A 21,334-nucleotide genomic window follows, 5' to 3' on the forward strand; every position below is an offset into this window, starting at 1 on the left:
CCGACTGACGTGACCACGAACCACAACTACCTCGCCGTCATCAAGGTCGTCGGTGTCGGCGGCGGCGGCGTGAACGCCGTGAACCGCATGATCGAGCTGGGCCTCCGTGGGGTCGAGTTCATCGCGATCAACACCGACGCGCAGGCGCTGCTGCTCAGCGACGCCGACGTCAAGCTCGACGTCGGTCGTGAGATCACCCGGGGCCTCGGCGCCGGCGCGGACCCCGAGGTCGGCCGTCGTGCCGCCGAGGACCACGCCGAGGAGATCGAGGAGGCCCTCGCGGGTGCCGACATGGTCTTCGTCACCGCGGGTGAGGGCGGCGGCACCGGCACCGGCGGTGCGCCCGTCGTCGCACGGATCGCGAAGTCGATCGGTGCGCTCACCATCGGCGTCGTCACGAAGCCGTTCAGCTTCGAGGGCAAGCGTCGGCAGTCCCAGGCCGAGAACGGCGTCGCCGGACTCAAGGACGAGGTCGACACGCTCATCGTCGTGCCGAACGACCGCCTGCTCGAGATCAGCGACCGTGGCATCTCGATGGTCGAGGCCTTCGCGACCGCCGACCAGGTGCTGCTCGCCGGTGTGCAGGGCATCACCGACCTCATCACCACCCCCGGTCTCATCAACCTCGACTTCGCGGACGTCAAGAGCGTCATGCAGGGTGCCGGTTCGGCCCTCATGGGCATCGGCTCGTCCCGCGGGGCGGACCGTGCGATCAAGGCGGCCGAGCTCGCCGTCGCGTCGCCGCTGCTCGAGGCCTCGATCGACGGCGCGCACGGTGTGCTCCTGTCGATCCAGGGTGGGTCGAACCTCGGCATCTTCGAGATCAACGACGCCGCCCGCCTGGTGCAGGAGGCCGTCCACCCCGAGGCGAACATCATCTTCGGTGCCGTCATCGACGACACCCTCGGCGACGAGGTCCGCGTGACCGTCATCGCCGCGGGCTTCGACGGCGGCGAGCCGGGCGCGCAGCAGAAGGAGCGTCGCTCCAGCTGGGTCGAGGCGGACTCCGGCGCGTCGTCCGCGGCGTCGTCGGCCGGTACCGGCGCGATCGAGGACACCGCGACCAGCGCGCCGTCCTGGTCGACGCAGGAGCACGAGGCGCCCGTGCGTCGTGCCGCCGACCCGGCGTTCGACGACGACGACGAGCTCGACGTCCCCGACTTCCTGAAGTAAGCCGATCCATGGCAGGTGATGCGCGCCTCCAGACCGTCGACCGCGACGGACTGGAGGCGCGTCTCGCGTCCGTCCGCGCGTCCGTCGCCGACGCCGCCCGGTCCGCCGGGCGCTCGGCCGACGACCTCACGCTCGTCGTCGTGACGAAGTACCACCCGGCGTCGCTGGTCCGCGAGCTCGCCGCACTCGGGGTCACCGACGTGGGGGAGAACCGGCACCAGGAGGCGCAGGCCAAGGCCGCCGAGCTGGCCGACCTCGACCTGACGTGGCACTTCGTCGGTCAGCTGCAGTCGAAGAAGGCGCGGCAGGTGCGCCGCTACGCCGACGTCGTGCAGTCGCTCGACCGCGACTCCGTCGTCGATGCCTTCGCGCCGACCGAGACCGAGCCGGATCCCCGGGTGGTCGACGGTTTCGTGCAGGTCAACCTGACCGACGACCCCGATCGTGGTGGCGTCCAGCCGGACGCGGTCGAGGCGATGGTCGAACGGGTCCTGCGCACCGGCACGATCCGACTCCGCGGCGTGATGGCGGTCGCGCCCCTCGACGAGGAGCCCCGACGGGCCTTCGCGCGGCTCCGCGACGTCTCCGACCGGGTCGCGGCGATCGCCCCCGACGCGACCGACATCTCGGCCGGCATGAGTGGGGACCACGCCGAGGCGATCGCGGAGGGCGCGACACACCTGCGGATCGGGACCGCAATCACGGGAAACCGGCCGGCCGCGCCCTAGCCTCGTTGCAGGGCACCCACGAGCACCGACCTCCGGAGGAACCATGGCGAACCCGCTCAAGAAGACGATGGTCTACCTCGGCCTCGCCGACGAGGAACTGTACGAGGACGAGCAGCAGCAGCAGCAGGCCGCGCCGACGCGCCAGGCCGCCGCCCCTGCCGCGGCTCCCGCTGCAGCTCCGGCCGCGCAGGCTCCGGCCGTCGCTGCGCCCGCAGCCGCTGCCCCGGCGGCAGCAGCTCCCGCAGCGGTCCCCGCCGAGCCCAAGACGCACACCCACCAGCGCGGCGCCCAGGTCACCCCGCTCCGCCGCTCGCACACGACCGCACAGAAGGCGACCCCGGTCCAGGAAATGAACGAGATCCTCACCGTCCACCCGCGCGAGTACAAGGACGCCCAGTCCATCGCCGAGAGCTTCCGCGACGGCATCCCCGTCATCATCAACCTCTCGCAGATGACCGAGTCCGACGCCCGCCGCATGATCGACTTCGCGTCGGGCCTGTCGCTCGGCCTGTACGGCAAGATCGAGCGCGTGACGAACAAGGTCTTCCTGCTGTCGCCGGCCCACGTCGCGGTGAGCGGTGAGCCTGCTGAGGTAGAGTCCGACATCGAGGCGTCCTTCTTCGCCCAGTCCTGAGCCGTACCCCGGTTCACCCCGCCCCGTGCGGTCGCCGTGACGGCGGACGCACCCGAGCCGAGCGAGCCCCATCGTGTCACTGGTCTTCGGGATCCTCTCCTTCGCCCTCCTGCTCTACTTCTTCGTGATGTGGGGCCGGTTCGCGTTCGACATCGTGCAGGCGTACAGCCGCGGATGGCGTCCACGCGGCGCCCTGCTGGTCGTCGCCGACGTCGTCTACACCCTGACCGACCCGCCGATCCGGTTCGTCCGACGGCTGCTCCCGCCCCTGCGGCTCGGGCCGGTCGCGCTCGACTTCGGCTGGACGATCGTCATGCTCGTCGTGATCATCCTCCGGGTGATCGTCGGCGGTCTCGCACGCGGGTTCTGAGCCCGCGCCCACCGCGACACGCGCCACGCCGCGGCGAACGTCGCGGTTCCCCTCCGGCCGCGGTGTACGGTGGTCGGGATCGATGTCCGCTCCGGCGGGCATCCGCACCGCTCGTGGTGGCTGGTAGGTTCGGTCGCGACGCAAGTGGTTCCACACGTTCAGCAGTTCTATTGAGGTGACGGCAATGGCTTTGACGCCGGAAGACGTAGTCAACAAGCGGTTCCAGCCGACGAAGTTCCGCGAGGGCTACGACCAGGACGAGGTCGACGACTTCCTGGACGAGGTCGTCGTCGAGCTCCGCCGCCTGACGGCCGAGAACGACGAGCTCCGCCAGCGCCTGCAGGCCGCCGAGTCGGCGCCGAAGCCGGCCGCCGCCGAGCAGTCCGTCGAGCAGCAGCCCGAGTCGTCCCCCGAGCCCGAGCCGGCCCCCGTCGCCGCTGCTCCGGAGCCCGCGCCGGTCGCCGCCGCCGCTCCGGCGCCGTCGACCGTCCCGGCCGACGAGGACACCGAGGGCACCACGAACCTCCTCACGCTCGCTCGTCGTCTGCACGAGGAGCACGTCCGCGAGGGCATCGAGAAGCGCGACGCGCTCATCGCCGAGGGCACCGCACAGGCAGCTCGCCTGGTCTCCGAGGCCGAGGCCAAGCAGCGCCAGATCATCGCCGACACCGAGAACACCAACCGCCAGCGCGTTGCCGTGCTCGAGGGCGAGCAGCGTCAGCTCGAGGGCAAGATCGACGAGCTCCGCACGTTCGAGCGCGACTACCGTGCGCAGCTCAAGAGCTACATCCAGGGTCAGCTCGCCGAGCTCGACGGGTCCGGCTCGCAGGAGTCCGGCCTCACGCCCGCGCCGGCATCGGCGCAGGGCTTCGGCAACTGACGTTGGTCCGACCAGCACCAACGGCGAAGGTCAGTGTCCGCGCGATCGCGGCACTGGCCTTCGCCGCTGTCGTCGTGGTGGCGCTCGACCAGGGCGTCAAGGCGCTCGTCGTCGCGCACCTGCCCTACGGACAGGTGGTCCCCGTCCTCGGTGACGCGCTCCAGCTGCTCTACGTCCGGAACCCCGGCGCCGCGTTCTCCTTCGCGGTCAACATGACCTGGGTGTTCTCGATCGTGTCGACCGCGGTCGTCGTCGGCATCATCGTGTTCGCCCGTCGCATCCGGTCCATGTGGTGGGCGATCGTGCTCGGCATGCTCCTCGGCGGGGCGCTCGGCAACCTGCTCGACCGGCTCTTCCGCGAACCGGGCTTCGGCCGCGGTCACGTGGTGGACTTCATCTCGACGCCGTGGATGATGCCGGCGATCTACAACATCGCGGACTCGTTCATCTGCGTGAGCATGGTCGTCTTCGTCCTGCTCGTCATCGTCGGCGTGAACCTCGACGGCACCCGTGCCCTCTCGGCGAAGCAGCAGCGCGCTGCGGACGCGGCGGCCCGCTCCTCGGTCGCCGACGGGGCGGAGCCGTCCCGCGCCTCCCGTCCGGTGGTGGCGGAGCCCGACCCGCGCGCGCCGCGCGACGGTCGTGACGTCCTCGGGCACGACGCGACGTGAGCGAGCAGCGTTCCCTGCCCGTGCCCGACGGCCTCGCCGGTGAGCGGGTCGACGCGGCCATCGCGAAGCTCCTCGGGTTCTCGCGATCCTTCGCGGCCGAGGTCGTCGCGGCCGGCGGCGTCCGTGTGGACGGCGTCGAGGTCGGCAAGTCCGACCGGCTGCACGCCGACTCCTGGCTCGAGGTCGAGTGGTCCCCGAAGGAGCCCCCGCGCATCGTGCCGGTCGAGGTCCCGGGCATGCGGATCGTGCACGACGACGAGGACATCGTCGTCGTCGACAAGCCGATCGGCGTCGCCGCGCACCCGTCGCCCGGGTGGGACGGGCCGACGGTCCCCGGTGGGCTCGCCGCGGCCGGTTTCACCATCGCGACCTCCGGCGCCGCCGAGCGGGCGGGGATCGTGCACCGGCTCGACGTCGGGACCTCGGGCCTGATGGTCGTCGCGAAGACGGAGCTCGCGTACACGCACCTCAAGCGGGCGTTCAAGGAGCGCACCGTCGAGAAGGTCTACCACGCGCTGGCGCAGGGGCACCCGGACCCGACCTCGGGGACCATCGACGCACCCATCGGACGGCACCCGTCGAGCGACTGGAAGTTCGCGGTCACGGCCGACGGCAAGCCGAGCGTGACGCACTACGAGACGCTCGAGGCCTTCCGGTCGGCGAGCCTGCTCGAGGTGCACCTGGAGACCGGGCGGACGCACCAGATCCGCGTGCACATGGCGGCGACGAAGCACCCGCTCGTCGGCGACACGATGTACGGCGCCGATCCGGTGCTGGCGTCCGAGCTCGGGTTGACGCGGCAGTGGCTCGACGCGGTGCGGCTCGGGTTCGAGCACCCGCGGACGGGCGCGTGGGTGGAGTTCCGGGCCGAGTACCCGGACGACCTGCAGCAGGCGCTCGACCGCATCCGCGCCGCCTCGGCGTAGGCCGGCGGCGGCGCGCCGAGCGGGCCAGATCTGTCACGCTCGGTGCCCTCGCCCGACGTGTTCCGCCCGCTCGGCGGAACACGCGCGGCGTGTCCTGCCCGCTCGTTCGGGCCTGGAGCGGCGTACGTCGGGACTGGAGGCGCGTGGCGGGCCCGCCGCGTGCCTCCCGTCCGCCATCGGGTGGCGTCCCGCGTCGGCTGCCGAGCGGGCCAGATCTGTCGCGCTCGGTGCCCTCGCCCGACGTGTTCCGCCCGAGCGGCGGAACACGCGCGGCGTGTCCCGCCCGCTCGCGGTGCGGCGCCGCCGGACGCCGGTCGGCGGGCACGCCGGACACGCGGGGGACGTCGGTGCCGGCGGTTAGAGTTGTCCCGCCCCGCAGCAGTCCCCGTCGAAACCGGAGGTCCCGTGTCGGATTCCGACTCCTTCGTCCACCTGCACGTGCACAGCGAGTACTCGATGCTCGACGGTGCCGCCCGGCTGAGCGACCTGGTCGCCGAGACCGCCGCGCAGGGCATGCCGGCCGTCGCGGTCACCGACCACGGCAACATGTTCGGCGCGTTCGAGTTCTGGAAGGCCGCGAAGGCCGGTGGCGTCAAGCCGATCATCGGCACCGAGGCGTACATCACGCCGCGGACCCACCGGTCGGACAAGACCCGCATCCGCTGGGGCGACGGCGGCGGTGACGACGTGTCCGGCTCGGGTGCGTACACCCACATGACGATGTTCGCCGAGAACACGACGGGTATGCACAACCTGTTCCGCCTGTCGAGCCGGGCGTCGATCGAGGGGTACTACTTCAAGCCCCGCATGGACATCGAGCTCCTCGACCAGTACCACGAGGGGATCATCGCGACGACGGGCTGCCCCTCGGGCGAGATCCAGACGCGCCTGCGCCTCGGGCAGTACGACGAGGCGCTCAAGGCGGCGGCGGACTACCGCGACATCTTCGGCAAGGACAACTACTTCGCCGAGATCATGGACCACGGCCTCGAGATCGAACGCCGGGTGATCGAGGACGTCGTCCGCATCTCGAAGGACCTCGGCATCCCGCTGGTCGGCACGAACGACCTGCACTACACCCACTCCCACGACGCGAAGTCGCACGCGGCGTTGCTCTGCGTGCAGTCCGGGTCGACGCTCAACGACCCGAACCGCTTCAAGTTCGACGCCGACGAGTTCTACCTCAAGACGCCGCAGCAGATGCGCCACGTCTTCCGCGACCACCCCGAGGCCTGCGACAACACCCTCCTCATCGCCGAGCGGTGCAACGTCGAGTTCGACACCGCCGCGAACTACATGCCGAAGTTCCCGGTGCCCGAGGGTGAGACCGAGCACTCCTGGTTCGAGAAGGAGGTCGCGAAGGGGCTGCAGTACCGGTACCCGGGCGGCATCTCGAAGGAGGTCCAGGACCGTGCCGACTACGAGGTCGGGATCATCAACCAGATGGGCTTCCCGGGCTACTTCCTGGTGGTCGCGGACTTCATCAACTGGTCGAAGAACAACGGCATCCGCGTCGGTCCGGGCCGTGGCTCCGGTGCCGGCTCGATGGTGGCGTACGCGATGCGCATCACCGACCTCGACCCGATCCGGCACGGCCTGATCTTCGAGCGCTTCCTCAACCCGGACCGCGTCTCCATGCCCGACTTCGACGTCGACTTCGACGACCGGCGCCGCGGTGAGGCGATCAAGTACGTCACTGAGAAGTACGGGTCCGAGCGCGTCGCGCAGATCGTCACCTACGGCACGATCAAGGCGAAGCAGGCGCTCAAGGACTCCTCGCGTGTCCTCGGCTTCCCGTTCGGCATGGGCGAGAAGCTCACCAAGGCGATGCCGCCGCCCGTGATGGGCAAGGACATCCCGCTCACCGGGATCTTCGACAAGGACCACCCGCGGTACAAGGAAGCGGTCGACGTCCGGACGGTCGTCGAGACCGATCCCGAGGCGAAGACCGTCTTCGACACGGCGCTCGGTCTCGAGGGCCTGAAGCGGCAGTGGGGCGTGCACGCCGCCGGTGTGATCATGTCGAGCGAACCGCTCATCGACATCATCCCGGTGATGAAGCGCGAGCAGGACGGCCAGATCGTCACGCAGTTCGACTACCCGGCAGCGGAGTCGCTCGGCCTGATCAAGATGGACTTCCTGGGTCTCCGGAACCTGACGATCATCAGCGACGCCCTCGACAACATCAAGACGAACCGTGGGATCGAGCTCGACCTCGAGACGATGGGCCTCGAGGACGACGCCGCCTACCAGCTCCTGCAGCGCGGCGACACCCTCGGCGTCTTCCAGCTCGACGGCGGCCCGATGCGCGGTCTGCTCCGGCTCATGAAGCCGGACAACTTCGAGGACATCTCCGCGCTCATCGCCCTGTACCGCCCGGGTCCCATGGGTGCGAACTCGCACACGAACTACGCGCTCCGCAAGAACGGCGAGCAGCCGATCACGCCGATCCACCCGGAGCTCGAGGAGCCCCTGCAGGACATCATCGGCACGACCTACGGCCTGATCATCTACCAGGAGCAGGTCATGGCCATCGCGCAGAAGGTCGCGGGCTTCTCGCTCGGACAGGCGGACATCCTCCGCCGCGCGATGGGCAAGAAGAAGAAGTCCGAGCTGGACAAGCAGTACGCGGGCTTCGAGAAGGGCATGCAGGACAACGGCTACTCGGCCGCGGCGATCAAGACGCTGTGGGACATCCTGCTGCCGTTCTCCGACTACGCCTTCAACAAGGCGCACTCGGCGGCGTACGGCGTGGTGTCGTTCTGGACCGCCTACCTCAAGGCCCACTACCCGGCGGAGTACATGGCGGCGCTGCTGACCAGCGTCGGCGACGCCCGCGACAAGCTCGCGCTGTACCTGAACGAGTGCCGCCGCATGGGCATCCGGGTGATGCCGCCGGACGTCAACGAGTCGATCGGCTTCTTCGCCGCCGTCGGTGACGACATCCGCTTCGGCATGGGCGCCATCCGCAACGTCGGCTTCAACGTGGTCGACGACATCGTGAAGGCGCGCACCGAGAAGGGCGCGTTCGAGTCGTTCCACGACTTCCTCCGGAAGATCCCGATCTCGTCGGCCAACAAGCGGACGGTCGAGTCGCTCATCAAGGCGGGTGCCTTCGACGAGTTCGGTGACACCCGGCGGGCGCTCGTCGAGATCCACGAGGGCGCGGTCGAGGGCGCGGTGAAGGTCAAGCGCGACGAGGCCAACGGCAACATCGGCTTCGACTTCGACTCGCTCTTCGCCGAGGTGGCCGAGGAGACCCCCGCCGCGGCGCCGGTGTCCCAGGTGCCGGACCGCCCGGAGTGGGCCAAGCGCGACAAGCTCGCCTTCGAGCGGGACATGCTCGGGCTGTACGTGTCGGACCACCCGCTCGCCGGTCTCGAGATCGAGCTCGCGAAGCACCAGTCGATCACCATCGCCGACCTCATCGCCGCAGACGACGGCATCGAGGGCGAGACGGTCACGGTCGCCGGGCTCCTGACCAGCGTGCAGCACCGGGTCGCGAAGTCGAGCGGCAATCCGTACGGCATCGTCCAGATCGAGGACTTCGGCGGCGAGATCGGCGTCATGTTCCTCGGCAAGACGTACCAGGAGTTCGGTCCGTCCCTGGTGGCGGACTCGATCGTCGTCCTGCGCGGCCGGGTCAACGTGCGTGACGACGGCAAGGCGCTGCACGCCGTGAGCATGTTCCAGCCGAACGTCGGCGACGCGATGGGGTCCGGCCCGTTGACCCTGTCCCTGCCGGAACGCCGGGCGACGACCTCGACGGTGACCGAGCTGGCCGCGGTGCTCGGCCGGCACCAGGGGGAGACCGAGGTCCGCCTCAAGCTGCTCAAGGACGACGTCGCGCGGACCTTCGAGCTGCCGTTCCCGGTCAGCCTGACGCCCGACCTGTTCGGTGAGCTGAAGAGCCTGCTCGGACCGCGCTGCCTGGTCTGAGGCGGTCGACGTGATCGTTCCCGGAGCACCGCGGCCGTCGGCCGTGGTGCTCCGGGCGTTCGGAGCGGGGGAGCGGCGCCCGCTGCTGCTGCCCGGCGGGCAGGGCACGACGTGGCGCGCGGGCGGGATCGTCCTGCGGCCGCACGGGGACGCCCGGGAGGCGCGGTGGCGGTCCGCCACGCTGGCCCGCCTCGCGCACGCCGACCGCTTCCGCGCGCCGCGTCCCGTGCCGTCGGACGACGGGTCCTGGCTCGTCGACGGGTGGGAGGCATGGGAGTGGCTGCCGGGCGCGACCGACCCGAGCCGCGTCGACGAGGTCCTCGCCGCCGGAGATGCCTTCCACCGAGCGGTCGCCCACCTGCCCCGCCCGGCGTTCCTCGACCTCGTCGACGACCCGTGGAGTCGGGCGGACCGGATGGTCTGGGCCGGGACGCCGCGGCCGTCGGGGCCGCTGCTCGACCGGCTCGCTGCGGCGTTCCGGCCGGTGCGAGCGCCGTCGCAGGTCGTGCACCGTGACCTGCTCGGCAACGTGCTCTTCGCCGCGGGAGAGCCACCGGCCGTCTTCGACTGGGCACCCTCGTGGCGCCCGGTCGGGTACGCCTCTGCGATCGCCGTCGTCGATGCGGTCTGCTGGCACGGGGTCCCCGTCGAGCGGCTGCCGGCGCTCGGGCAGCTCGCCGCGGTGTCCGACTGGCCACAGCTGCTCGTCCGGGCGCTGGCGTTCCGCGTCCTCGTCCTGCACGTGCTCGGGGTGTGGGACGACGACCACGCCGAGCGGCACCGCCCCCTCGCGACGGCGCTCCTGTCGGGTGCCGCCGGTACGCTTGACGCCTGATGATGCAGCGAATCGACCTCCGCGGCGGACTGCCCGCCCGTGCCGACCTCCTCCGCCTGATGCCCCGCGCCGTCGGTGACGTCTCGCACGCCGTCGACGCCGCCCGCGACCTCGTGGACGCGGTCCGGCAGGACGGGGCGGCCGCGCTCCGCGAGCAGGCGGAGCGGTTCGACGGAGGAGCCCCCGAGCACGTCCGGGTCCCTGCCGCCGTGATCGCCGCGGCCGTCGCCGGCCTGACGCCGGAGCTGCGCGAGGCCCTGGACGAGGCCATCCGTCGCGTCCGCGCTGCGAGTGCTGCACAGGTCCCGGCTGCGTCGGTCACGTGCCTGGCCGACGGCGCCGAGGTCCACCAGCGCTGGCAGGCGATGCGTCGCGTCGGGCTCTACGTGCCGGGCGGCAAGGCCGTCTACCCCTCGAGCGTCGTGATGAACGTGGTCCCCGCGCAGGTCGCGGGCGTCGGGTCGATCGCCCTCGTCTCGCCGCCGCAGCGCGACCACGGCGGGCGCGTGCACCCGACGATCCTCGCCGCGGCCGGACTGCTCGGCATCGACGAGGTCTACGCGATGGGTGGGGCCGGTGCGGTCGGTGCGCTGGCCTACGGCGTCGCCGAGATCGGCCTCGAGCCGGTCGACCTGGTCACCGGTCCGGGCAACAACTTCGTCGCAGCGGCCAAGCGCCTGGTGCGCGGGGTCGTGGGCATCGACTCCGAGGCCGGCGCGACCGAGATCCTCGTCATCGCCGACGACACCGCGGACCCCGGCTACGTCGCCGCCGACCTGGTGAGCCAGGCCGAGCACGACGAGCAGGCCGGCAGCGTCCTGGTGACCACCTCGGTCGCGTTCGCCGACGCGGTCGAGGCCGCGATCCCGGAACGGGTGGCGGCGCTGGGGACGGCTGCGCGCCTCCAGACCGCACTCGACGGCCCGCAGTCCGCGATCGTGCTCGTCGACTCGCTGGCCGACGCGGCGACCGTCAGCAACGCGTACGGACCCGAGCACCTGGAGATCCAGACGGCGGACGACGACGCCGTGCTGGCGGACATCGACGCTGCCGGAGCCGTCTTCGTCGGGCCGAGCACCCCGGTGAGTCTCGGGGACTACCTCGCCGGGTCGAACCACGTGCTGCCGACCGGCGGACAGGCACGGTTCGGGTCCGGACTGTCGGCCTCGACGTTCCTCCGGCCGCAGCAGGTCATCCGCTACACGCCCGCCGCGCTGGCCGAGGTCGCGCCGCACATCGTGGCGCTCGCGACCGAGGAACAGCTGCCCGGTCACGGTGCCGCGGTGACGGAACGCACCGGGCGGTCCTGAGCGCCGCCGATCGTCCACAGGGTCGTCACAGCGCCCTGTGGGCGTCGTCGAGCCGATAGCCTGGGACACGACATGTTCTGCCCCTTCTGCCGCCACCCGGACTCCCGCGTCGTCGACTCCCGCACGAGCGACGACGGCACCTCGATCCGTCGCCGACGCCAGTGCCCGAACTGCGGGCGCCGGTTCTCGACGACGGAGACCGCGTCGTTGAACGTCGTGAAGCGGAACGGCGTGACCGAGCCGTTCAGCCGCGACAAGATCGTCTCCGGTGTGCGCAAGGCGTGCCAGGGACGCCCGGTGACCGACGGTGACCTCGCCGTGCTCGCACAGCGCGTCGAGGAGACCGTGCGCTCGTCGGGGTCCAGCCAGATCGACGCGAACGACATCGGTCTCGCCATCCTGCCGCCGCTGCGCGAGCTCGACGAGGTGGCGTTCCTGCGGTTCGCGAGCGTCTACCAGGCCTTCGACACGCTCGAGGACTTCGAGGACGCCATCGCGCAGCTGCGCCGCGACCACCACGCAGCCGGGGCCGCAGCGTCCGGCGGTGCCGGCTCGGGCAGCAGCGCGTGAGCGGGGTCGCGGAGCGCCTCGTCCGGAACGGGTACGCGGTCGTCTTCCGGACGGTGTTCGCCAACATGGACCCGGAGCGCGCGCACCACGTCGCGTTCGCCGTGATCCGCGCACTGCCGAGGGTGCCGTTCCTGAACGGCACGGTGGAGCGCTACGCCAGGCCAGCAGCTGCCGACGGGATCACGACGATGGGGATCCACTTCCCCTCGCGCTTCGGTCTCGCGGCCGGCTTCGACAAGGACGCCAAGGGCATCGCCGGACTCGGGCTGCTCGGGTTCGGGCACGTCGAGGTCGGCACGATCACCGCGAAGGCGCAGCCCGGCAACGACAAGCCCCGGCTCTTCCGGCTCATCCGCGACAGGGCGCTCGTCAACCGGATGGGGTTCAACAACCACGGTGCCGCCAGGGCTGCACGGCGGCTCGAACGGGCACGACGGCACCCGGGTCGCCCGGTCATCGGAGTCAACATCGGCAAGAGCCGGGTCGTCGCGGTCGAGGACGCGGTCGACGACTACCTCGAGTCGACGCGCCTGCTCGCCCCGTTCGCGGACTACCTCGCGGTCAACGTCAGCTCGCCGAACACGCCCGGTCTCCGGGGGCTGCAGGAGGCCGACCAGCTCCGACCCCTGCTGGCGGCCGTCCGCGACGCTGCGGGGCGGACCCCGGTGCTCGTGAAGATCGCCCCGGACCTGACCGACGAGCAGATCGACGCGATCGCCGGGCTCGCGGTGGACCTCGGACTCGCCGGCATCATCGCCAACAACACGACGATCGCCCGCACCGGGCTGACCACGCCGGACGCCGAGGTCGAGGCCATGGGTGCCGGCGGCCTGTCGGGTGCCCCGATCGCCGCCCGGTCGCTCGAGGTGCTGCGTCGGGTCCGCGCCGCGGTGCCGCAGGACTTCTGCGTCGTCGCCGTCGGGGGAGTCACGAGCGAGCAGGACGTGCAGGACCGCATCGACGCGGGCGCCACGCTCGTGCAGGGTTACACGGCGTTCCTCTACGAGGGGCCGACCTGGGCGATGCGCATCAACCGGCTGCGTCGTCGGCGGCTGCGGCGCACAGCGCGGTAGCGGCAGGCGGCACTCGCTCTGCGCCGACCGTGGTGTCGGTGCTCCGCACACGGCCCACTGCCCGTCGGGCTGTTCGCCGGTTCGCCGGTTGGCCGGCCTACCGCTCTCGTCGCACGACCTGCCGCTCATGTTCGCTCGGTGCGGCATGTCCTGCGACTGGAAGACCGCAGGACCGGGAGACCGCAGGACCGGGAACGCCGAGCGCCGGAGCGACCGGAAGACCGCAGGACCGGGACCGCCGAGCGTCGGAGCGACCGGAGCACCGCAGGACCGCGACCCCGGGACCCCGGAGCACCGGAAGGCCAGCCGTCCGGAGGGAACCGAGCCGACCGAGCAGGACGCGCCGCTCGCGTTCGGCGTTCGGGCGTGATCCGTCGTCGCGCGACGCCGACCGAGACGGATCTGGCCCGGTCGACGAACACCGGCAAGCACCGCGCGACCCCGGAACACCCCGGAACGAGGAAGCGCCGCCCGGCTCGGCCGGACGGCGCTCGTGGCAGTGCGCCTACACCGAGGGGTACTCCCCGCGGCGCACCTGCGGCTTCGGCAGACGTAGGAAGCGGAGCTGCCACGCCCGCGTCAGGATGTAGAAGAACGTCCCGCGCTGCATGTCGCCGAACTTCGCGGTGATCTTCTTGCGCAGCGACAGCCACAGCACGATGCAGTCGAGGACGAACAGTGCGACGAACGCCCACACCAGCAGGAGCGAGTACGACGCCAGGACGGTCTGCGCTGCGGCGAACCCGACGATGAGGAACAGCACGAGCACGGGCATCATGACCTCGCCCACGTTCCAGCGCGCGTCGATCCAGTCGCGGACGAACTTGCGCTGCTCGCCCTTGTCCTTCACCGGGAGGTAGCGTTCCTCGCCGTTCGCCATGCCGACACGGGCCTTCTCGCGCTCCGTGTTGAGCCGCGCGCGAGCGGCCTTCTTGTCCTGCGGGCTGTTGCCGACGAGCGGGCGACGGTTGGCTGCCTCGCGCTCACGACGCGACGGCGTCGGACGACCCTTGCCGGACTCGAGGAGTTCTTCCTCCGACGGGTTGACGGTCGTGTTGGTCTTGGGGGCTGCCTTCGCCACGGTGCGTTCCTGACTGCGGTTGCGTGCTGGATCTCCTCTAGATTACGGGACATGACCGACACCGACCAGCACAGCCCCGCGACCGACCCCGCGCTCCTCGACGCCCTCCGCGAACACGTGCAGGGAGGCCTGCCGACGACGATCGCCGACCTGTCCGCGCTGGTCCGGCTGCCGTCGGTGTCCTGGTCGGCGTTCGACCCGGCGCACGTGCAGGCGAGTGCCGAGGCGGTCGCGGACCTGGCCCGGTCGACGGGGGTCTTCGCCGACGACGCCGTCCGCATCGTCCGTTCCGCGGTCGAGGGGGAGACCGCGGGCGCGGAGGAGGCCGGCCGCGAGCTCGGGCAGCCCGCCGTCCTGGCGGTGCGTCCTGCGCGGAACGGGAAGCCGACCGTCATGCTCTACGCGCACCACGACGTCCAGCCACAGGGCGACGACGCCCTGTGGGAGACCCCGCCCTTCGAGCCGACCCTCCGCGGCGACCGCCTGTACGGTCGCGGCGCCTCGGACGACAAGGCCGGCGTGATGACCCACGTCGCCTCGCTCCGCGCGCTGCACGCGCAGTTCGGCGACGAAGTCGACCTCGGTGTCGTGCTCTTCGTCGAGGGCGAGGAGGAGTTCGGCTCCCGCTCGTTCCGCACCTTCCTCCGCGAGCAGAAGGAGCACCTGGCGGCCGACGTCATCGTCGTGGCCGACAGCGACAACTGGTCGGTCGACGTCCCGTCGATCACCGTCTCGCTCCGCGGCAACGTGACGTTCCGCGCGACGCTGACGACCCTCGAGCACGCGAGCCACAGCGGCATGTTCGGCGGTGCGGCCCCGGACGCGATGATCCCCATGGTCCGGCTGCTCGCCTCGCTGCACGACGACGACGGCTCGGTCGCCGTCGAGGGGCTCACCGCGTACGACGCCGACGTGCCCGAGCGCTCCGAGGCCGAGCTCGCCACCGACGCGGCCCTGCTCGAGGGCGTCCGGCCGGTGGGGACGGGTCCGGTGCTGTCCCGGATGTGGTTCCAGCCGTCGATCACCGTGACGGGCATGGACGTGCCGAGCGTGGCGAACGCGTCGAACACCCTGCTCCCGACCGTCGCCGCCCGCGTCTCGGTCCGCGTGGCCCCCGGACAGTCGGCGACCGACGCGTACGCGGCCGTCGAACGTCACCTCCGCGCCCACGTGCCGTTCGGCGCCAAGCTCGACGTCACCGAGGTGGACACCGGCGACGGCTTCCTCGTGGACACCGCCGGCTGGGCGGTGCAGGAGGCCCGCACGGCCATGCACGAGGGCTGGGGCGCGCCCGCCGTCGAGCAGGGCATCGGCGGATCCATCCCGTTCGTCTCCGACCTGGCCGCCGAGTTCCCGGAGGCGCAGATCCTGGTGACGGGGGTCGAGGACCCCGACACCCGGGCGCACAGCCCGAACGAGTCGCAGCACCTCGGGGTCCTGCACCGCGCGATCGCATCGGAGACGATCCTGCTGGCGCGCCTGGCGACGCGCGCCTGACGCGTCTCCACCGCTGGTGGGGACCCGGGGAGTGTCGGACGGGAGGCCCGTGGCGACGCCGCCACGGGCCTCCCGTCCGTCGTCCGGTCCCGCCCTGTGGACGGACGGCCCGTCCTGTCGGCTCGCGTGCTTACAATCGACCTCAGGCGCGGTGACCGACACCGCCCGGAGGGAGACGCGCGGATGAGCGACACCATCACCGACAACGCACCGGCGACGGACGCACGTGCCCACGGGGTCGCGCTCAGCGACGCTGCGGCGGCGAAGGTGGCGAGCCTGCTGGAGCAGGAGGGGCGCGACGACCTCCGCCTGCGCCTCGCGGTCCAGCCCGGTGGCTGCTCGGGCCTGATCTACCAGCTGTACTTCGACGAGCGCCTGCTCGACGGGGACGCCACGACCGAGTTCGGCAGCGGTGTCGAGGTCGTCGTCGACAAGATGAGCGTCCCGTACCTCGACGGCGCCACCATCGACTTCGAGGACACCATCCAGAAGCAGGGCTTCACCATCGACAACCCCAACGCGCAGGGCAGCTGCGCGTGCGGCGACAGCTTCCACTGACGCCACGGCGGGCGGTTGTCCGCCGACCGAACCGACACGCGAGCGGGGAGTGACCGATCTGGTCGCTCCCCGTTCGTCGTCCCCCGCGCTGCCCGAGCCCGCCCGACCGGGGGAAAGCGGTGCGCCGGGGTCGACGATGCCGCGCCGGACCGCGCCCGGTGTGCGCGAGACGTCACCGGCTGCGAGTAAGCTAGGAGTGTTCCAATCAAGCTGGGAACCAGCAATGAGCGGCCTCCGTGCTCGGCACGGTCGCACCGCCGGTGCCTCAGCAACGTCTTCCGAGAGGTAACAGTGCGTTCGAATCGCCGTATACGTTGGGCGGCCGTCCCGGTGGCCGTCGGTCTGGTCATCGCACTGGCTGGCTGCACGCAGCAGCAGATGAACGGATGGCTCCCCGGCACGGAGGAGACGAAGGACGTCACGAACCACACGAGCCGCATCGTCGGCCTGTGGACCACCAGCTGGATCGTCCTGCTCGCGGTGGGTCTCATCGTGTGGGGCCTGATCATCTGGGCGGCGATCGTCTACCGCCGCCGCAAGGGCCAGACCGGCCTGCCGGTGCAGATGCGGTACAACATGCCGCTCGAGATCTTCTACACGATCGTGCCGCTCATCCTGGTGCTCGGCTTCTTCGCGTTCACCGCGAAGGACCAGTCCGCGATCGAGAAGCCCTTCGACGACCCGGACGCCACGATCCACGTGTACGGCAAGCGCTGGGCCTGGGACTTCAACTACATCGACAAGGACAACCCGAAGGACAGCGTCTACTACCAGGGCATCCAGGCCCAGGAAGAGGAGAACGGCGACGGCGCGATCGACGAGTCGCAGCTCCCGACGCTGTACCTGCCGGTCGGCAAGAAGGTCGAGATCGAGCTCTCCTCGCGCGACGTCGACCACTCCTTCTGGGTCATCGACTTCCTGTACAAGAAGGACATGCTCCCGGGCAAGACGAACTACGAGTACTTCATCCCGCAGAAGGAAGGCACGTACCAGGGCAAGTGCGCCGAGCTCTGCGGTGAGTACCACTCCCTGATGCTCTTCCAGGTGAAGGTCGTCTCCGACTCCGAGTACCAGCAGTACCTCGACACGCTGCGCGAGCAGGGCAAGGTCGGTCTGCTCGGCAACGAGTACGACACCAACACGAACGAACCGAACAACCAGGCGCCGGTCGAGGCGTCGAGCGAGAACAAGTAGGGGTCCGTCAGATGACAACGTCACTCGTCGGCCAGCCGACAGCGCCGACGACGCCGGACTTCCAGGCGTCCAAGGTCGGTCGGAAGGGCAACATCATCGTCCGGTGGATCACCTCCACCGACCACAAGACCATCGGGTACATGTACCTGATCGCCTCGTTCGTCTTCTTCCTGCTCGCGGGCGTCATGGCGCTCGTGATCCGTGCGCAGCTCTTCGAGCCCGGCCTGCACGTGGTCGAGACGAAGGAGCAGTACAACCAGCTCTTCACGATGCACGGCACGATCATGCTGCTGATGTTCGCGACGCCGCTCTTCTCGGGCTTCGCGAACGCGATCATGCCGCTGCAGATCGGTGCGCCGGACGTCGCGTTCCCGCGTCTGAACGGGTTCGCCTTCTGGCTCTACCTCTTCGGCTCGCTCATCGCGGTCGGCGGCTTCCTCACCCCGCAGGGTGCCGCGTCCTTCGGCTGGTTCGCCTACGCGCCACTGAGTGACACGACGTTCACACCGGGTCTCGGTGGGACGCTCTGGGTCTTCGGCCTCGGGATGACCGGCTTCTCGACGATCCTCGGCGCGGTGAACTTCATCACGACGATCATCACGATGCGCGCCCCGGGCATGACGATGTTCCGCATGTCGATCTTCACGTGGAACACCCTCGTGACCTCGCTGCTCGTGCTGATGGCCTTCCCGGTGCTCGCCGCCGCGCTGTTCGGCCTCGGTCTCGACCGCGTGTTCGACGCGCAGATCTACAACCCGGCCAACGGCGGTGCCCTGCTCTGGCAGCACCTCTTCTGGTTCTTCGGCCACCCCGAGGTGTACATCATCGCGCTGCCGTTCTTCGGCATCGTCTCCGAGGTCTTCCCGGTCTTCAGCCGCAAGCCGATCTTCGGCTACAAGACCCTCGTCTACGCGACCATCTCCATCGCGGCCCTCTCGGTCACGGTGTGGGCGCACCACATGTACGTCACCGGTGGCGTCCTGCTCCCGTGGTTCTCGCTCATGACGATGCTCATCGCGGTCCCGACCGGCGTGAAGATCTTCAACTGGGTCGGCACGATGTGGCGCGGTTCGGTCACGTTCGAGACCCCCCTGCTGTGGGCCGTCGGCTTCCTCATCACCTTCACGTTCGGTGGTCTCACCGGTGTGATCCTGGCGTCGCCGCCGCTCGACTTCCACGTGTCCGACTCGTACTTCGTCGTCGCGCACTTCCACTACGTGGTCTTCGGCACCGTCGTGTTCGCGATGTTCTCCGGCTTCTACTTCTGGTGGCCGAAGTGGACGGGTCGCATGCTCAACGAGCGCCTCGGCAAGATCCACTTCTGGCTGCTGTTCATCGGCTTCCACACGACGTTCCTCATCCAGCACTGGCTGGGCGTCATCGGCATGCCGCGTCGTTACGCGACCTACCTGCCGAACGACGGGTTCACCTGGATGAACCAGCTGTCGACGATCGGCTCGATGATCCTCGCGATCTCGTTCCTGCCGTTCATCTTCAACGTCTACGTGACCGCACGGAACGCCCCGAAGGTGGCCGTGAACGACCCGTGGGGCTACGGCCGCTCGCTCGAGTGGGCGACCAGCTGCCCGCCGCCGCGCCACAACTTCACGTCGATCCCGCGGATCCGTTCCGAGTCCCCGGCGTTCGACCTGAACCACCCGGAGGCCGGTGTGCCGATCGGTGTGGGTCCGGCGAAGGACGCCCCGGACGCCCCGACCTACGACGCCGCGAAGGGCGAGGTGAAGTAACGCCATGCGCGCCAACACCAACCTGTTCTGGATCCTGTTCGTCTTCTTCGTCCTCGCGGACGCGGCGTACACCATCTGGGCGCTCATCTACTACGGGCGGCCCGAGTGGGTCGGCACCGTGGCGATCGGCCTCACCGGGATCATGTCCGCGTTCATCGCGTTCTACCTCGGCAAGGTCATGTCCTCGCAGGGCGGTGTCCTCCCCGAGGACCGCCCCGACGCGAACATCGAGGACGGCGACGCCGAACTCGGGCACTTCAGCCCGTGGTCGTGGTGGCCGATCCTGCTCGCCGGTTCGACCGCGATCTGCTTCCTCGGTCTCGCGGCCGGCCTCTGGATCGTGCCGATCGGGCTCGCGCTCGTGACGGTCACCCTCGTGGGCTGGGTCTACGAGTACTACCGCGGCAACTTCGGACACTGATCCGATCCACCTGACACCTCGGGCGGCACCACATCCGGTGCCGCCCGTGGTGCGTCCGGGGCCCGTACCCCACCCGGCCCGAGCTCTCGGCCCGGAACGGGTATCCCGGAAGTCACAGGGAATCAACCGGCCCGCGCGCGGCTTGACCCGTGCGGACCCCGTAACCACAGCGAAAGGACTCACCTCCGGTGACCGACAAGCGCACCCTCATCATCTTCGGCGCGACGGGCGACCTCGCCTCCCGCCTGCTGCTCCCGGGACTCGGCACGTTCCTGCAGAGCGGTCGAGCGGTCCCCGTCCAGCTGATCGGCACGGGCCGCAGCGCCCGCAGCGCGGAGCAGTGGAAGGACGTCGTCACGAAGTCCTTCGCGTCGCAGGACGTCAAGGGTCCCGAGGTCGACGCGACCCTCGAGTCCACGACCTTCATCCAGGGCGACCCGACCGACCCCGAGCACCTCACGGCGCTGCTCGACGCGGCCGAGGCCGAGCCCATCCTGTACTTCGCGCTCCCGCCGCAGATCGCCTCCGACATCTGCGAGGCGCTGCAGGGCGTCGAGCTCCCCGAGGGCACGACCCTCGCGTTCGAGAAGCCCTTCGGCACCGACGTCGCCAGCGCCGAGGCCCTCAACAAGACCGTGCTCGAGCTCGTCCCCGAGGAGCGCGTGCACCGCACGGACCACTTCCTCGGTCGCACCACGGTCCTCAACATCATCGGTCTGCGCTTCGCGAACCGCCTGTTCGAGCCGATCTGGAACGCGGACAACATCGAGAAGGTCGACGTCTTCTACGACGAGACCCTCGGGCTCGAGAACCGGGCGCAGTACTACGACGAGGCCGGCGCCCTGGTCGACATGATCCAGTCGCACCTGCTGCAGATCCTCGGCCTCGTGACGATGGACGCCCCGTCCGCGATCGACGCGGTCGAGTTCCGGTCGTCGCTCGCGCGTGTCCTCCGGTCGACCCGCCTCAAGGGCGACGACGCGAAGATCGCCTCGCGCCGCGCCGTCTACACGGCCGGCACCATCGACGGCAAGGAGCTGCCGTCCTACCAGGACGAGGACGGCGTGGACAAGTCGCGCGGTACCGAGACCCTCGCCGAGATCCAGGTCGAGGTCGACACCGCGCGCTGGAAGGGCGTCCCCTTCACCCTCCGCTCCGGCAAGGCGCTCGGCGCCAGCCGCAAGGAGGTCCTCATCACCTTCAAGCCCGTGACGCGCCTGCCCTCCGGCCTGTCCGGTCGGCCGAAGGCGGACACGCTGCGCATCGTCCTCAACCCGGACGAGATCGAGCTGAGCGTGTCGGCGAACGGCGGCGGCAACCCGTTCGAGATGGGGCAGGTCACCCTGTCCTCGTCGTTCGACGACGGCGAGCTCACCCCTTACGGCGAGGTGCTCAACGGCATCTTCCACGACGACCCGCTGCTCTCGATCCGCGGCGACGTCGCGGAGCGGTGCTGGGAGATCGTCGAGCCGGTCGTGGACGCTTGGAAGTCGGGCGACGTGCCGCTCGAGGAGTACCGCGCGGGGTCGCGCGGTCCGGCGGACTGGGAGTCGTCGTCCTGACCGACGCCGTCTCCTGACGGAGCCACCTGACGGACGGGAGGCGCGGGGGCGGCGGGGCCCCCCCCCCCCCCCCCGGGGGGGGGGGGGGGGGTTTTGCGCTCGTATATATTTGGGGGGGGGTGAGGGTGTATGTGTTTTAGGCGGGGGGGGCCGCCCCGGCGGGT

General features: G+C 70.2%; 19 protein-coding genes. 18 read left to right on the plus strand and 1 reads right to left on the minus strand.

The features are described 5' to 3' along the window. Positions 1-9 precede the first annotated feature (9 nt). The 12 genes from ftsZ to ACIQFY_RS00660 all read left to right on the plus strand — a co-directional run bounded on the left by ftsZ (position 10) and on the right by ACIQFY_RS00660 (position 13,109). Positions 10-1,173: a cell division protein FtsZ gene (ftsZ, locus tag ACIQFY_RS00605; RefSeq protein WP_326496200.1), complete on the plus strand. Its 1,164-nt coding sequence runs from the start codon at positions 10-12 to the stop codon at positions 1,171-1,173. A gap of 8 nt (positions 1,174-1,181) precedes the next feature. After that, positions 1,182-1,901: a YggS family pyridoxal phosphate-dependent enzyme gene (locus ACIQFY_RS00610; protein ID WP_326496199.1), complete on the plus strand. Its 720-nt coding sequence runs from the start codon at positions 1,182-1,184 to the stop codon at positions 1,899-1,901. Between the two features lie 43 nt (positions 1,902-1,944). Then, positions 1,945-2,535, plus strand: a complete 591-nt coding sequence (locus tag ACIQFY_RS00615) for a cell division protein SepF (RefSeq protein ID WP_400337796.1) — start codon at positions 1,945-1,947, stop codon at positions 2,533-2,535. Between the two features lie 73 nt (positions 2,536-2,608). Next, positions 2,609-2,905, plus strand: coding sequence for a YggT family protein (locus ACIQFY_RS00620; protein ID WP_289473291.1), 297 nt, complete (start codon positions 2,609-2,611; stop codon positions 2,903-2,905). A gap of 184 nt (positions 2,906-3,089) precedes the next feature. Then, positions 3,090-3,785 carry a DivIVA domain-containing protein gene (locus ACIQFY_RS00625; protein WP_326496196.1) on the plus strand — a complete coding sequence of 232 codons (696 nt, stop codon included), beginning with the start codon at positions 3,090-3,092 and terminating at the stop codon, positions 3,783-3,785. Positions 3,786-3,787: 2 nt separating this feature from the next. Further along, positions 3,788-4,456, plus strand: coding sequence for a signal peptidase II (gene lspA / locus ACIQFY_RS00630; protein WP_326496195.1), 669 nt, complete (start codon positions 3,788-3,790; stop codon positions 4,454-4,456). Further along, positions 4,453-5,382 (plus strand): RluA family pseudouridine synthase, encoded by a 930-nt coding sequence (locus ACIQFY_RS00635; protein WP_326496194.1) that lies wholly within the window; start codon positions 4,453-4,455, stop codon positions 5,380-5,382. Before lspA ends, ACIQFY_RS00635 begins: the two co-directional genes overlap by 4 nt. A 456-nt stretch (positions 5,383-5,838) precedes the next feature. Further along, positions 5,839-9,321 carry a DNA polymerase III subunit alpha gene (gene dnaE / locus ACIQFY_RS00640; RefSeq protein ID WP_066658059.1) on the plus strand — a complete coding sequence of 1,161 codons (3,483 nt, stop codon included), beginning with the start codon at positions 5,839-5,841 and terminating at the stop codon, positions 9,319-9,321. 10 nt (positions 9,322-9,331) lie between these two features. After that, complete coding sequence (locus ACIQFY_RS00645; protein WP_400337801.1) at positions 9,332-10,156, plus strand: hypothetical protein; 825 nt, start codon at positions 9,332-9,334, stop codon at positions 10,154-10,156. After that, positions 10,156-11,466, plus strand: a complete 1,311-nt coding sequence (hisD, locus tag ACIQFY_RS00650) for a histidinol dehydrogenase (protein ID WP_400337804.1) — start codon at positions 10,156-10,158, stop codon at positions 11,464-11,466. Before ACIQFY_RS00645 ends, hisD begins: the two co-directional genes overlap by 1 nt. Before the next feature lie 72 nt (positions 11,467-11,538). Next, entirely contained in the window at positions 11,539-12,036 is a 498-nt protein-coding gene (nrdR, locus tag ACIQFY_RS00655) for a transcriptional regulator NrdR (protein ID WP_066653777.1), read from the plus strand. A 65-nt stretch (positions 12,037-12,101) separates the two neighbouring features. Continuing rightward, positions 12,102-13,109 (plus strand): quinone-dependent dihydroorotate dehydrogenase, encoded by a 1,008-nt coding sequence (locus tag ACIQFY_RS00660; RefSeq protein WP_400338385.1) that lies wholly within the window; start codon positions 12,102-12,104, stop codon positions 13,107-13,109. A gap of 505 nt (positions 13,110-13,614) precedes the next feature. Here the strand turns inward: ACIQFY_RS00660 and ACIQFY_RS00665 are convergent. Next, a complete protein-coding gene (locus ACIQFY_RS00665; protein ID WP_400337807.1) occupies positions 13,615-14,190 on the minus strand; it encodes a DUF3043 domain-containing protein in 576 nt (191 codons plus the stop codon). A gap of 51 nt (positions 14,191-14,241) precedes the next feature. Here ACIQFY_RS00665 and ACIQFY_RS00670 point away from each other — a divergent pair, with 51 nt between their 5' ends. From ACIQFY_RS00670 to ACIQFY_RS00695, 6 genes are all read left to right on the plus strand, one after another. Continuing rightward, positions 14,242-15,687, plus strand: coding sequence for a dipeptidase (locus tag ACIQFY_RS00670; RefSeq protein ID WP_400337810.1), 1,446 nt, complete (start codon positions 14,242-14,244; stop codon positions 15,685-15,687). Between the two features lie 183 nt (positions 15,688-15,870). After that, entirely contained in the window at positions 15,871-16,245 is a 375-nt protein-coding gene (locus ACIQFY_RS00675) for an iron-sulfur cluster assembly accessory protein (RefSeq protein ID WP_066653793.1), read from the plus strand. A gap of 291 nt (positions 16,246-16,536) precedes the next feature. Beyond that, positions 16,537-17,439 (plus strand): cytochrome c oxidase subunit II, encoded by a 903-nt coding sequence (gene coxB, locus ACIQFY_RS00680; protein ID WP_066653795.1) that lies wholly within the window; start codon positions 16,537-16,539, stop codon positions 17,437-17,439. 11 nt (positions 17,440-17,450) lie between these two features. Continuing rightward, a complete protein-coding gene (gene ctaD, locus ACIQFY_RS00685) occupies positions 17,451-19,187 on the plus strand; it encodes a cytochrome c oxidase subunit I (RefSeq protein WP_066653797.1) in 1,737 nt (578 codons plus the stop codon). A 4-nt stretch (positions 19,188-19,191) separates the two neighbouring features. Continuing rightward, on the plus strand, positions 19,192-19,608 hold the full coding sequence (locus ACIQFY_RS00690) for a cytochrome c oxidase subunit 4 (RefSeq protein ID WP_066653799.1): 417 nt from the start codon (positions 19,192-19,194) through the stop codon (positions 19,606-19,608). A 188-nt stretch (positions 19,609-19,796) separates the two neighbouring features. After that, on the plus strand, positions 19,797-21,170 hold the full coding sequence (locus tag ACIQFY_RS00695) for a glucose-6-phosphate dehydrogenase (RefSeq protein ID WP_400337815.1): 1,374 nt from the start codon (positions 19,797-19,799) through the stop codon (positions 21,168-21,170). The last annotated feature ends 164 nt before the right edge of the window (positions 21,171-21,334 follow it).

The sequence above is a fragment of the Curtobacterium sp. NPDC092190 genome (genome assembly GCF_044755625.1).
Lineage (GTDB): Bacteria > Actinomycetota > Actinomycetes > Actinomycetales > Microbacteriaceae > Curtobacterium.

Coding starts and splice junctions, on each gene's coding strand:
- ACIQFY_RS00610 (WP_326496199.1), top strand. CDS start 1,182: ATGGCAGGTGATGCGCGCCTCCAGACCGTCGACCGCGACGGACTGGAG.
- ACIQFY_RS00615 (WP_400337796.1), top strand. CDS start 1,945: ATGGCGAACCCGCTCAAGAAGACGATGGTCTACCTCGGCCTCGCCGAC.
- ACIQFY_RS00625 (WP_326496196.1), top strand. CDS start 3,090: ATGGCTTTGACGCCGGAAGACGTAGTCAACAAGCGGTTCCAGCCGACG.
- dnaE (WP_066658059.1), top strand. CDS start 5,839: ATGCTCGACGGTGCCGCCCGGCTGAGCGACCTGGTCGCCGAGACCGCC.
- hisD (WP_400337804.1), top strand. CDS start 10,156: ATGATGCAGCGAATCGACCTCCGCGGCGGACTGCCCGCCCGTGCCGAC.
- nrdR (WP_066653777.1), top strand. CDS start 11,539: ATGTTCTGCCCCTTCTGCCGCCACCCGGACTCCCGCGTCGTCGACTCC.
- ACIQFY_RS00660 (WP_400338385.1), top strand. CDS start 12,102: ATGGACCCGGAGCGCGCGCACCACGTCGCGTTCGCCGTGATCCGCGCA.
- ACIQFY_RS00670 (WP_400337810.1), top strand. CDS start 14,242: ATGACCGACACCGACCAGCACAGCCCCGCGACCGACCCCGCGCTCCTC.
- ACIQFY_RS00675 (WP_066653793.1), top strand. CDS start 15,871: ATGAGCGACACCATCACCGACAACGCACCGGCGACGGACGCACGTGCC.
- ctaD (WP_066653797.1), top strand. CDS start 17,451: ATGACAACGTCACTCGTCGGCCAGCCGACAGCGCCGACGACGCCGGAC.
- ACIQFY_RS00690 (WP_066653799.1), top strand. CDS start 19,192: ATGCGCGCCAACACCAACCTGTTCTGGATCCTGTTCGTCTTCTTCGTC.